This window comes from Pseudoalteromonas sp. APC 3224, assembly GCF_030407535.1.
In the GTDB taxonomy this organism is placed as follows: Bacteria; Pseudomonadota; Gammaproteobacteria; order Enterobacterales; family Alteromonadaceae; genus Pseudoalteromonas.
The window spans coordinates 13,710-26,298 of sequence record NZ_JASDDF010000032.1; the positions used below are offsets into that span (position 1 = coordinate 13,710).

The following is a 12,589-nucleotide window of genomic DNA, read 5'->3' on the forward strand; positions in this document are numbered from 1 at the left end:
AGTTAATTTCACGTTTTTAAATAAAAATGGATTTCAAATGATACACCTACTCTCAAAGAAAAATTCTCCCGTAACTCATTACACTCTGGTTGGTCTTTTATTTTCAGCAGTTTCAACTCAAACGCTCGCCCACACTAGCAAAGATATCGAAAGGTTAACCGTTATTGGAGAGCAAGCGAACGGCTATAAAGTTAATTCCATGAGCTCTGCAACAGGTCTTGAGCTATCACATTTGCAAACACCGCAATCAACGATAGCGATAACAAGCGATTTTATGGCAGACCAACAACTAAACACCGCAATTGAAGCTATAACCAGTGTAACAGGCATAAATGCTCGAGAAGCAGATAATGGCAAGTTTTCTATTTCAGCCCGAGGTATTAGTGTCACCAGCATACTTTATGATGGCATAGCAACCACCTATGACACCCGCTTTAATTATGGAGATAACCTAACCGATACCGCAATTTATGATCGTATCGAAATAGTTAGAGGAGCAACGGGGCTAATGCTGGGCGCAGGTAACCCTTCGGCAGCAATTAATTTGATACGTAAACGTCCAACTGCAAACACTCAAATAAATCTTACTGCTTCATTAGGCTCATGGGACAACTACCGTGCGATGGTGGATGTGTCGGGAAGCATAAATAATAGCGAAAGTATAAGAGGACGGGCTGTTGTTGCTTATCAAGATAGACACTCATATCAAGATCGCTTCTCGCAAACCAGTCAAACATTGTATGGCATTATTGAGGCAGATCTTTCTAACAGTACTTTATTGACTCTTGCTGTTGATAATCAATCGACAACTCCTAAAGGAACAATGTCAGGCGGTTTGCCTATTTTTTATAGTGATGGCTCCCGCACGGCTTATGACAGAGGTGCTTCAACGGCTCAAGATTGGGCCTCTTCTCGAACCGATGCACTTAATGCGTTTATTCGTCTAGAGCATTACTTTAACGCTAACTGGCAGCTAACCGCTAATTATGTCTATGGTGATAACGACCTAGACTATGATGTGTTTTGGGTAAAAGGAGAGCCCGATCCTATAAACAACACAGGAATGAAACCCGGTTCTATAAACTATATTGATGCAAACAGAACGCAGGATACCTATGAGGTCGAACTCAATGGTCGGTTTAATTGGCTGGGCCAAAGTCACCAACTGCTATTTGGTTATAATACCCAAGAGCAACAGTTTTCTACCCCTTATTATGCTAGTCAACAAAGTGACTATATTATCGGCGATTTCACTGACTCTAGTTATAGCATTGCAAAACCAAATTGGCAGTCAGAAGCGGCTTACGGCTCTTATGGCACAACTAAACAAGATGCACTTTATGTTGCTGCACAACTAAATATAACCGATGCCTTGTCTTTAATTGTTGGAAGCCGGTTAAATCAATGGCAAACCAATCAAGATAATTTTGGTCGCATGCATGATTATAAAATAAGTGATGAACTAACTAATTATTTTGGGGCAACTTATGAACTGACACAGAGTTGGGCTTTGTATGCTAATTACACTGATATTTTTACACCACAAAGTCGAGTTGATAAAAATGGACATTATTTAAGCCCTATTGAAGGTAAGAATTATGAACTTGGCATAAAAGCTTCTGTACTTGATGAACGTTTAGACATATCCCTTTCTGGATTTAAAATTTATCAAGATAATGTAGGCGAGTACACGGGAGATACCATTGCAGAAACACTTCAGGCCATCTACAAGCCCATTGACGGCACATTAACTCAGGGCTACGAGCTAGAAATCAACGGAAAATTAACCGACAACTGGAACGCTTATTTTGGCTATACCCATAGTAAAGGCGAAAAACCGGATAATACGGTATTAAATACCACCAACCCAAAAGATCAATTTAAACTTTTTACTAGCTATCAACTCTCAGGTGCATTAGACAATCTAAAAGTGGGTGGTGGCTATCGCTGGCAAAGCAATAGCTATGATGAAGTTAACAACCCTGTTTATGGTGCTGTTGAGGTAAACCAGCCTAGTTATGGTATTGCCAGCCTAATGGCGAATTATCAAATGAATGAGCAATTATCTGTTAGCCTAAATATCGATAACTTATTTGATAAGCATTATTACAGTCAAATTGGGTTCTATAACCAATATCGTTATGGCAAGCCAAGAAGCTTCTCTCTCCAACTTAAATATAGTCTCTAACAAGCACAAAAAAGCCGCTGACTATTAAGCGGCTTTAGTGGAGTATGATGGGGTAATACTTATTGTACTCTTGCAAACTCTTCTTTAGAAAGTTCACCATTTCCGTCAGTATCTAAGTCATCAAAAATATTCATGAGTTGTTTATTAGACGCAGCTTCCTGCTGACTAATTACACCGTCGCCATTGCTATCAAAAGAGGCAAAGTCTACTGCTGCGTATGCCGCTGATGATGATGCTAATACTAAAATCGCAAGTGTGGTATTTAATGCTTTCATAATAAGTCTCCTTAAAGAGGGAAATCCTTTTCTGAGATCCCTGTGCAATGAAAAAAGTTAAAAATTAAAAGTTTGCAAACTCAGCTTTAGAAAGCTCACCATTACCGTCAGTATCAAGCTCAGTAAATGCGGCCGTTAAATCAGCATTTACAGCAGCTTCGCTTTGACTAATAACCCCATTACCGTCGGCATCAATTGTGTCAAAGTCGCTAGCGGCAAAGGCCGCTGATGAAGAAGCTAGCGCTATCAATGCGAATGTTTTGTGTAATGTTTTCATAATTTAATCCTTCAAAATGTAATGCTTTGTGCTATTGGAAATGTCAGGCTATAACCGTCCTTGTCATTCTTTTTCACAGGCTCCCTTGCCTACTTAGGTTGTCTTTGGCAACTCAGAATATACCCAGCTTTAGCTTATGCTTTAGAAAATTCTGCTTTTGATAGCTCACCGTTTTGGTCTGTATCAAGCTCTGAGAACATGCTCATTAGCTTTGCATCAACTGATGCCTCACTTTGGCTAATAGCACCGTTACCGTCAGTATCAAGTGTATCAAAATCGCTGGCAGCAAAAGCTGCTGATGAAGAAGCCAATGCGATAAGTGCGAATGTTTTGTGTAATGTTTTCATAATGAGTATTCCTTAAAATCGTTTAAATAATGTGGGAGATTTAGCTCCCAAAGTTTAATAGCTTAGGATTATGCTTTAGAGAACTCTTCTTTTGATAGCTCACCGTTTTGGTCAGTATCAAGCTCTGAAAATAGGCTCATTAGTTTTGCATCAACTGATGCTTCGCTTTGACTGATCGCGCCGTTGCCGTCAACGTCTAGCGTATCAAAATCGCTTGCTGCAAAAGCAGCTGATGAAGAAGCCAATGCGATAAGTGCTAAAGTTTTGTTAATGCTTTTCATAATCAATCTTCCTTCAAAGTTTATGTTTTGTGCGATTAAGTGTTTTACTTCAAATCACGTTTCGTTCAATACAACCTGACTATTACAACTTCGATGCCAACAATTAAAAGCTGCATCTTTTCAATAGGTTAAGCTAAAAACAGCTTTGGGCAGCGTTATTTCATTCGTTATTTTGTTGCTTTTTAGCAACAGCGAACAAAGCAAAAAGATTAAAGTCTTATAAAACAATGGGTTGGTTTTTATAAAAACACCACACGATCAGTGAAAAACCACTTACAAAGCGAGTTAATTAAACAAAAAGGAAGGTGAGTTGAGATTTATTTTGTTATAAATAAAAAATTATAATTAAAAAATAGATTTAAGTTACTGTTTTTAAATAGTTTAAAAATAAATTTAAGATGACGTTGAAAATTTACAGCCGCACAAGGCTATTTGTTGCAAAATGACGAAATCACGTGAGTATGCTGAGCTTATAATAGAAGCTTGTTCAACTTGATATGCCCCTAAACTATTTCAACTTCAAGCGCACTAGGGTCAATAAAGTGATCCCCCATTAACGCTTTCATTTGCTCTTCACTGGCAAATAATCGAATACCACAACAGATACCACTAGCATGTTTTTTTACACTGCAGACTTGCCCCTCATGCTTAGTATCACCATCAAATACAACCGTACAGCGCATGTCTTTTAACTCATCGAGTTCTTGGGTTGTTTTAATATCAAACATTACCCCGGTGAGCGAAATGTCTTTTATAACCCCTTCAAAGGGAGGCTGCTCATCGGTTAATGTTAACTTAGCAGGAAACAACGTAGGTATGCGTGCTTGTGAGCGAAGCCCAAACAACTGTACTTGTGAAGGGTATTGAATAAACAACAATTTAGCAGGGTGAGAGGCAACAGACATAAGTTGCTGACGAAACGCAATAATGTGCCCACCACTGCCCTCTATAAGCGCCCTTACCACCACCATAACACCATCACGCAAGTAATCACTTGCCATAGGGAGTCGCTTAGCGCTGGGATAGTTTAAAATAATAAATTTGTTTTCTAATAAACCAATAAACTCCGTTTTTACACGTCGGCTACTGGTTGGTGTCAGTATTTCTACATCGACTATGCCACCGGTGACGATTTGGTTTAACTTTTCCAAATTGGTTTTTTGCATAGTTCCTTCCCAATATTTAAAACATTATCCACGCCAAAATGTTGGGGTAAATAATACTAACAGTGTAAATATCTCTAATCGGCCGAATACCATAGCGACTGTTAGTATCCATTTAGCGGCATCACTAATCGCACCATAATGAGAGGCTACGTCACCCAAACCTGGGCCCAAGTTATTAAGGCATGCTGCCGTCGCAGAGAATGCGGTAATGTTGTCTAACCCTGTGCCCATTAACGCTAACATTATAATAATAAAGACTAGTGCATAAGCTGAGAAAAAGCCCCATACCGCTTCAACTACTTTGTCGGGTAAGGCTTTACGCCCGAGTTTTATTGAATATATTGCTCGAGGATGTACTAAGCGGTTAAGCTCGCGCACCCCTTGCAAGTACAACAAAAACACACGAACAACTTTCATACCACCACCGGTAGAACCCGCACAGCCGCCAATAAAGCTAGAAAAAATAAGTAAAATAGGTAAAAACAACGGCCAAGCTGAAAAATTATCTGTGGCAAACCCTGCAGTACTACTAATAGACACCGCTTGAAACAACGCCTGATCGAGGGTTTCATCACCATTTGCATAAACATCATGAGACGAAAGCACAGTAAAGCAAATTACCACCAGCGCTAACTGAATACACAAGAATACTTTAAACTCAGGGTCGCGAATGTACACACTAATATTACGGCTTGCTACAGCGGCATAATGTAGTGAAAAGTTAATAGCGGCTATAATTAAAAAGAACACACAAATAAAGTTAATTACAGGGCTATCAAAGTGTCCCATTGACGCGTCATAAGTAGAAAAACCACCAATAGCAACTGTAGAAAAAGCATGGCATATAGCGTCAAACCAATTCATCCCTGCGCTCCAATACGCCAAAGTACACGCAAGAGTAATAGATACGTAAATATACCAAAGGTGCTTAGCTGTATCGGCAATACGCGGGGTCATTTTGGAGTCTTTTACTGGGCCAGGAATTTCAGCTCGGTACAACTGCATGCCACCGACGCCAAGCATTGGCAGTATGGCTACTGCTAATACAATGATCCCCATCCCACCAAACCACTGTAATTGCTGGCGATAAAATAATACCGATTTAGGCAAGTATTCTATGCCAGTTAATACGGTCGCCCCTGTGGTAGTTAAGCCTGAGAAAGCTTCAAACACTGCATCGGCCAAAGAGAGGTTGGGTTCTTGTAAAAATATCAGCGGCAATGACGCAAACGCCCCTAGTACCAACCAAAACAAAACCACAATTAAGAAGCCTTCGCGTGCTTTTAAATCACCATGCTCATGCCTATTTGGATAGTAAGCCATTAAGCCAATAATAACGCTAAATATAAAGGCTAAAACAAACGGTACCCCTCCGCCATCTTTATAAATTAAAGACACGAGTGCTGGTGGCACCATTGTAATACTAAATAGCGCGACCAGTTGGCCAAGAATTTTTATGATGGTACGAAATTGCATTGAGCGTATCGCTTTTTTATTAGTAAATTAAAATAACTACTATATGACTCGAAAATTTAATCTTTAGTGATTAAATAGGATGGATGTAAGACTATTACTCTTTGATTGTTAACTCAACTGCACCGTGGCTTAAATCAAAAATATCTTTGCATGCTTGTTGTGCTTGGCGGCTATCAATAGTGATACTCCACTCAATATTTGCCGTAAACTGCTTTTCAATATTAAGTACCTGAAAGTTGGTTTTTAAGTGCTGTTCTATTGCGCCTTGCATACTGTATTCACTAAAGCCAACCAGCTCAATGCTGGGTACTTTTACCACTGTTTGTAATTTTGCTAAGGCATTATTAAGTGAGCCACCATAAGCACGAACTAACCCACCGGTACCAAGCTTTATACCACCAAAGTACCGTGTTACCACAGCAGTTACTTCACCTAGGCCAGAGCCCACCAGCACGTTGAGCATAGGTTTACCGGCGGTGCCATTTGGCTCTCCATCATCAGAAAAACCATAAACATGGCTTCCACCAGGATTACCCGCAACATGCGCCCAACAATTATGGCGTGCATCACTGTATTTTTCTTCAATGTTTTTAATAAAGGCTTTCGCAGAGTTTAAATCAGGCGTGTGGCCTATATGCACAATAAAGGTGCTTTTTTTAATTTCTTCTTGATGAAAAACATCGTCGGCTGGGTATTTATATTCTGACATAGCGCTTACTTGGCTGTTAAATTAAAAATGGGGCCAACAGGCCCCTTTCGTGAATAATATAAACTGTTAAATATTAGTCGAGTAATAAATCACGCGTCATATTTTCTAGGCTGTCTTCGTGAACAATAATATTATCTTCAATACGAATGCCGCCAAATGGTTTAAACGCTTCTACTTTTTCCCAGTTAATAAACTGCTTGTTGTCTGTTTGTGCTAAATCACCCAACAAAGAGTCGATAAAGTACAAACCTGGCTCAATAGTAAACACTTGGTTTTTCTCAATTAAGCGAGTGCAGCGTAAAAATGGATGACCCTCTGGTGGTGCCTGATGTGCACCGGTTTCATCACGCATAAAGCCACCTACATCATGTACCTGTGCACCTAAATGATGCCCTAAGCCATGAGGAAAGAAGGTTGAGGTAATTTGACGCTCAACAATTTCAGCTGCAGGTAACTTAACAATATCAAAGTCACTTAGTAACTGTGCAATGCGGTTATGGCAGTCAATATGTAGCTCGCCATACAGGACACCTGGTTTTAAGCTTTTGCCTAACTCAATCTGATGCACCGTCATTGCTTTAACTAGGTCAGCAAACTCACCTTGCTTTTTAAAGTCGTAGGTACGGGTAATATCTGCAGCGTAACCATTAAAGTTAGCGCCCGCATCAATTAAAAATGAGTTATGTGTTTGCGGTGCTTTTGGCTCAAAATGGGTGTAGTGCAAAATAGCGCAGTTTTCGTTAAGGGCCACAATGTTGCCATATGGCATTTCATTTTCGCTCTGACGCGTTGCCATTAAGTAGGCCTGCTGAATATCAAACTCGCTACCACCATTAAAAAACGCATCACGCGCCGCTTTGTGGCCATCTACTGCAATACGGTTCGCATTACGTAAACATTCAAGTTCATATTGCGTTTTATAAGCGCGGTGATAATGAATATAGTTAAGTACTGGCTCAGGATTCATAATGCTAAAACCAAGTGCTTGGGCCACTTCTAGGTATTCACCAATGTAGGCAAATTTAGCTTTATCGTAAGGAAGTAGCTTTTCAACCTGATCAGGCTTTAGTAGCAATTCAATATCGAAGTACTCTGCCCAAAAATCTCTTGGTTCATCAGGCACCTTGTGCCAAAAATCAATTGGACGATAAAAAATAAGCTTTGGCTTATCGCTACCATTTACCACAATCCAGCAATGTGGATTATCAATAACCGGTAACCACGCTTTAAAATGGGGGTTAACTTTAAACGGGTAATACATATCATCTAAAAATTGGCGCTTAGCTTGGCCTGAATGAATGACTAATCCTTCTAACCCTTCTTGCTCACAAATAGTACGTGTACGCTGCTGCAATGTTGCAATATGTTCGGCGTATAATACGGCTAATTTTTCCATAATAAACCCATCTGTTAAATTTAACTTGCTCTGAGTCTATCACTTATAAACAAAGCGCTCAAAAAAGAGGGATAGTTACCGTGTAAATATCCCTCTGCTGTTGTAGATTTATTTTTACTACCCGCCCATGGTCATCTCTAATAGTGGCGCGAGTAAATTCCCCTCTCGGCCAAGGCGAGTATGGTAAACCTGCCGATACGCAAATACGTTTTTTACGTAGTCTCGAGTTTCTCTATATGGAATAAGCTCAACCCATAACTCTGCGGGCATCGCTTCTTCTGGTAACCAACGCTTAATTCGATGATACCCGGCGTTATAGGATGCTGTTGCCAATACCTCATTACCGTGATTTTTCTTTTTTAAATACTGTAAATAACGGGTGCCAAGTCGAATATTGGTTTTTGGCTGATACAACCGATGGTTAGATACATCGCCTTTGTTAATATATTTTGCGGTGCTTGGTAATAACTGCATTAACCCGCGTGCATTTGCATGAGAACGGGCATCGGGTGCAAATGAGCTTTCTCGACGCGCAATAGCGATACTCCAAGTTAAATCTATTTTGCTACGCTTACTGTAGCGCTCAAACATGTCTTGAAACGCAAATGGAAAACGCAAATCAACATAATCCCATGCTTTTATTTTTGCTAGGGTAAATATTGTACTATCAAACCAATCAAGTTCTGCCGCAAGCACTGACGCTGCTAGCTTTTCATCATCTTCAGAAGTGTTGGTTAAATAATTCCATTCACGTCTGGCCGCTGTAAATCGCTCAAGTTCATATAGTGCCTTAGCACGCTTAAAGCCTGGTGCATTACTGACTTTTGTTACTAAGGCTTGATTTACATTGACTGGTAGCTCATTTAAATCAACCGGTAACCCTAAGCGAGCAGCGGCTAAAAAACCGTAATAATCACGGTTAGCGGCTACCTTGCTCCAAATTACCTTAGCTTTTTCATGATCTGCGCGTTTGTCATAACTATAAGCAAGCCAATACTGTTGCCCTAAGCTAAGATTTTCTTTACCGGTAAAAAATGCCGCAATGCCTTCCCAATCTTGAGTTTTAAGCATATTGGCTAGTTGCCATTGCATTAATTTACGATCTTGACGCGCTTTAGGGACTTTATTTAAATAAAAGCTCGCCTGGCTATGGCCGCTCGACGCCAACGACAGCGCAAAGGTATAATATACATCCGCCTTTTCATCATCAGCAAAATCAAACATGCCTTCAATTTTTTGCCACGCCTTTAATGCCAGCTCTTTATCACGCCAAATTAAACGCTTAATACCATAAAGCGCTATTTCCCCTTCTTTGGCTGTTTTACGTTTATAGCGGTAAAGGCCTGCAGCAGCACTAGGATCGCGCCTTACCTTGGAATATAAATCAGCTAAATAACGCTCCTTGGCTGGCAATAAGGTTTTTAAATAAGGCAATAAACGATAAGAGCCCCCTTGTGCCGCTAAAGTAACACGCTGCCACACAACATCAGGGGTTAAATAACCATTTTGTCGCCAACGCTTAAAAAGCCCGTCACATTCACTAGGTTGTGACTCGCCTACCGTCCAAATATCGGTTACCTGCGAGAGTATTGCTTTTTTAGGTGCTCCTAAGTCAAGCTGATAACTAAGATGGGTACAACTAAGCTCAGTGTCAGAGGTTTCACGGTAGTTTTTAATAAATGCTGCTTTTTTATTTCTGCGCTTTAAATAATTTAACCATGCTTTGCGCACTGGCCACTCTAATGGCGTGTGTTCATAAATAGTGAGGAAGTTTTCTATTTCTGTTTGGTGTTTTAAACTGGGGTAGCGCTGCCAATAGGCTTTTTCTACATAGGGCTTAAGTGGGTGAGACAATGAGTCTACCGCTTCTTTAAAGCTTTTATAATCGCCATAACGGGCTTGTTTTTCTGCATCTAAAAATGCATCAAGTTCAGTATTTGCGTTGGCAGAGGGTAAAGATAAAAATAGAGTCGCTGCCGCTACGCTTAATAAATATTTTTTCATAATGTCCTTTAGGGCATAGTAACCTTCAAGGCTGACAAGGGTGTGGCTATGGGTAAATAGAAAACAGCGCAGGCACTGTAACTCTATTTATTTACTTTGATAAAACCCAAGCTATAAACACCAAGACAGCGCAATAAAATGAATAAAGAAAACTTTCAAACCCACCTTAGCACCAAACCAGCTATATTTTAACCAGACGTTTGTAACCAAGATAAATTTTTCGTTGCATTTTTAATTTAAAGCAAGCACACTGGTCTGAATATGAACTCATCGTACCAGTCTTAGTTCATCAACTAGGGAGAATAATAATGTTATATAAAAGCGATTCCTTTGAAGTTAGCTTCGTAAAGGAAAACATCGCCGAGTTTAAGTTTTGTGCTACAGGTTCTGTAAACACATTATCTCAACAAACTCTTTCAGATTGCGCGGCAGCATTAAAAGAATTAGCCGCTAACACTGATATTAAAGGCATGATTTTTACCAGTGATAAAGACCACTTTATTATTGGTGCCGATATCTTCGAATTTTTACCTACTTTTACTAAGCCTGAAGCAGAATTAGTAACGTGGATCAAAGATGCAACTGACGTTTTTGATGCAATTGAAGACTTACCATTCCCAACACTCAGTGTTATAAACGGCTTGGCGCTTGGCGGCGGCTGTGAGTGGGCACTTGCTACCGATTATCGTGTTGCAAGTGACTCAGCAAAAATGGGCTTACCAGAAGTTAAATTAGGCATAATGCCTGGTTTTGGCGGTACAGTGCGCCTTCCGCGCATTATTGGTGCCGATAACGCGATGATGTGGATCACCACAGGTAACGAAAATCGCGCTGCTGACGCCCTTAAAGTAGGTGCATTTGACGCGGTAGTTAGTGCCAACAAACTACAAGAGTCAAGTTTAGCAACACTAGAATTAGCGATTGCTGGCAAGCTAGATTGGCAAGCAAAACGTGCTGTAAAATTACAACCGCTTAAATTAAACCGTGTTGAGCAAGGCATGAGCTTTGCAATGGCAGAAGGTATGGTAATGGGTAAAACCAAAGGCCACTATCCTGCTCCAGTTATGGCAGTTCGCACTATTAAAGCAGCAGCAAACAGCTCACGCGCCGAAGCAATGGCAATTGAAAATGCCAACTTTGCAAAACTAGCACGTACTAGTGAAGCTGCTGCTCAAACAGGTATCTTTTTAGCAGATCAATACATTAAAGGTAAAGCACGTAAATTTGCTAAACACAGCGATGTAGAAATTAAACAAGCGGCAGTATTAGGCGCAGGTATTATGGGTGGCGGTATTGCATACCAGTCTGCTTATAAAGGCACACCAATCATAATGAAAGACATCCAACAGGATGCGCTAGATTTAGGTATGGGTGAAGCATCTAAACTATTAGGTGCAAAAGTGAAGCGCGGCCACATGCCGATGGAAAAAATGCTAGCAACGCTTAGCAAAATCAAACCAACGCTTAACGATGCAGACCTACAAAACGCCAACATTATTGTTGAAGCCGTAGTAGAAAACCCTAAAGTGAAGCAAGCCGTACTTGCTGATCTTGAAAAGAATATGCCAGAAGGCACGGTACTTACGTCAAACACATCGACTATTTGTATCGACCTACTTGCAGAAGCGCTTGATAAGCCAGAAAACTTCTGTGGTATGCACTTTTTCAATCCAGTACCAAAAATGCCATTAGTTGAAATTATCCGTGGTGCAAAAACCTCAGATAAAACGATTAATGCAGTGGTTGATTACGCCCTTAAACTAGGTAAATCACCGATTGTTGTTAACGATTGCCCAGGCTTTTTTGTAAACCGCGTTTTATTCCCTTACTTTGCTGGCTTTAGCAAATTAGTGGTTGAAGGCGCTAACTTTGCAAAAGTAGATAAAGTAATGGAAAACGTGTTTGGCTGGCCAATGGGCCCGGCGTACCTACTTGATGTTGTAGGTATTGATACGGCTTATCATTGTACTGGCGTAATGGCAGACGGTTTCCCTGAGCGTATGGCACGTGCAGATAAAGACCCAGTGACTGTTTTTGCTAACGAAAAACGTTTTGGTCAAAAGAACAAAGCAGGTTTCTATAAGTACGAAACAGATCGTCGCGGTCGTCTTAAAAAGTCACATGACCAAACAGCGATTGAACTACTTGCACCAATTACAGACGCACCAAAAGAATTTGATAAACAAGAAATCATTGACCGTTGTATGATCCCAATGATCAACGAAGTACTACTTTGTTTACAAGAAGGCATTGTTGCTTCTCCTCAAGAAGCTGATATGGCACTTGTATACGGTGTTGGTTTCCCTCCATTTAGAGGCGGCGCGTTCCGTTACTTAGATCAAACAGGTTTAGCTAACTTTGTAGCAACTGCTGACAAATACGCTCACCTAGGTGCGATTTACCAAGTATCAGAGCAAACTCGCAAGTGGGCTGAAGAAGGCCGTGTTTTCTATAAGGTGGAAGGTTAATA

11 protein-coding genes are annotated in these 12,589 nt (G+C 40.4%); 2 read left to right on the plus strand and 9 right to left on the minus strand.

The annotated features are described in order from the left end of the window. Nucleotides 1-37: 37 nt before the first annotated feature. Nucleotides 38-2,188, plus strand: coding sequence for a TonB-dependent siderophore receptor (locus QL989_RS14675; RefSeq protein ID WP_232735457.1), 2,151 nt, complete (start codon nt 38-40; stop codon nt 2,186-2,188). Nucleotides 2,189-2,247: 59 nt separating this feature from the next. Here QL989_RS14675 and QL989_RS14680 read toward each other — a convergent pair whose 3' ends face one another. From QL989_RS14680 to QL989_RS14720, 9 genes are all read right to left on the minus strand, one after another. Continuing rightward, complete coding sequence (locus tag QL989_RS14680) at nt 2,248-2,463, minus strand: EF-hand domain-containing protein (RefSeq protein ID WP_010392739.1); 216 nt, start codon at nt 2,461-2,463, stop codon at nt 2,248-2,250. A gap of 64 nt (nt 2,464-2,527) precedes the next feature. Then, the gene (locus QL989_RS14685) at nt 2,528-2,740 is read right to left on the minus strand and encodes an EF-hand domain-containing protein (RefSeq protein ID WP_036980747.1); all 213 of its coding nucleotides are present in this window, start codon (nt 2,738-2,740) and stop codon (nt 2,528-2,530) included. A 134-nt stretch (nt 2,741-2,874) separates the two neighbouring features. After that, the gene (locus QL989_RS14690) at nt 2,875-3,087 is read right to left on the minus strand and encodes an EF-hand domain-containing protein (RefSeq protein ID WP_008112939.1); all 213 of its coding nucleotides are present in this window, start codon (nt 3,085-3,087) and stop codon (nt 2,875-2,877) included. 68 nt (nt 3,088-3,155) lie between these two features. After that, on the minus strand, nt 3,156-3,368 hold the full coding sequence (locus QL989_RS14695; RefSeq protein WP_198522026.1) for an EF-hand domain-containing protein: 213 nt from the start codon (nt 3,366-3,368) through the stop codon (nt 3,156-3,158). Nucleotides 3,369-3,871: 503 nt separating this feature from the next. Then, nucleotides 3,872-4,534, minus strand: coding sequence for a flagellar brake protein (locus QL989_RS14700; protein ID WP_290170927.1), 663 nt, complete (start codon nt 4,532-4,534; stop codon nt 3,872-3,874). 24 nt (nt 4,535-4,558) lie between these two features. Beyond that, complete coding sequence (locus tag QL989_RS14705) at nt 4,559-6,010, minus strand: TrkH family potassium uptake protein (RefSeq protein ID WP_008467072.1); 1,452 nt, start codon at nt 6,008-6,010, stop codon at nt 4,559-4,561. Nucleotides 6,011-6,104: 94 nt separating this feature from the next. Then, entirely contained in the window at nt 6,105-6,719 is a 615-nt protein-coding gene (locus QL989_RS14710) for a YigZ family protein (protein WP_076920146.1), read from the minus strand. 73 nt (nt 6,720-6,792) lie between these two features. Then, nucleotides 6,793-8,115: a Xaa-Pro dipeptidase gene (pepQ, locus tag QL989_RS14715; RefSeq protein WP_290170928.1), complete on the minus strand. Its 1,323-nt coding sequence runs from the start codon at nt 8,113-8,115 to the stop codon at nt 6,793-6,795. A gap of 117 nt (nt 8,116-8,232) precedes the next feature. Next, entirely contained in the window at nt 8,233-10,119 is a 1,887-nt protein-coding gene (locus QL989_RS14720) for a lytic transglycosylase domain-containing protein (protein WP_290170929.1), read from the minus strand. A gap of 308 nt (nt 10,120-10,427) precedes the next feature. Here QL989_RS14720 and fadB point away from each other — a divergent pair, with 308 nt between their 5' ends. Then, entirely contained in the window at nt 10,428-12,587 is a 2,160-nt protein-coding gene (gene fadB, locus QL989_RS14725) for a fatty acid oxidation complex subunit alpha FadB (protein ID WP_010392724.1), read from the plus strand. The last annotated feature ends 2 nt before the right edge of the window (nt 12,588-12,589 follow it).

Bases quoted from the DNA above. Each gene is read 5' to 3' on its own strand.
- QL989_RS14705 (WP_008467072.1), bottom strand. From the start codon at position 6,010: ATGCAATTTCGTACCATCATAAAAATTCTTGGCCAACTGGTCGCGCTA.
- QL989_RS14685 (WP_036980747.1), bottom strand. From the start codon at position 2,740: ATGAAAACATTACACAAAACATTCGCATTGATAGCGCTAGCTTCTTCA.
- QL989_RS14710 (WP_076920146.1), bottom strand. From the start codon at position 6,719: ATGTCAGAATATAAATACCCAGCCGACGATGTTTTTCATCAAGAAGAA.
- fadB (WP_010392724.1), top strand. From the start codon at position 10,428: ATGTTATATAAAAGCGATTCCTTTGAAGTTAGCTTCGTAAAGGAAAAC.
- QL989_RS14690 (WP_008112939.1), bottom strand. From the start codon at position 3,087: ATGAAAACATTACACAAAACATTCGCACTTATCGCATTGGCTTCTTCA.
- QL989_RS14700 (WP_290170927.1), bottom strand. From the start codon at position 4,534: ATGCAAAAAACCAATTTGGAAAAGTTAAACCAAATCGTCACCGGTGGC.
- QL989_RS14675 (WP_232735457.1), top strand. From the start codon at position 38: ATGATACACCTACTCTCAAAGAAAAATTCTCCCGTAACTCATTACACT.
- pepQ (WP_290170928.1), bottom strand. From the start codon at position 8,115: ATGGAAAAATTAGCCGTATTATACGCCGAACATATTGCAACATTGCAG.
- QL989_RS14695 (WP_198522026.1), bottom strand. From the start codon at position 3,368: ATGAAAAGCATTAACAAAACTTTAGCACTTATCGCATTGGCTTCTTCA.
- QL989_RS14680 (WP_010392739.1), bottom strand. From the start codon at position 2,463: ATGAAAGCATTAAATACCACACTTGCGATTTTAGTATTAGCATCATCA.
- QL989_RS14720 (WP_290170929.1), bottom strand. From the start codon at position 10,119: ATGAAAAAATATTTATTAAGCGTAGCGGCAGCGACTCTATTTTTATCT.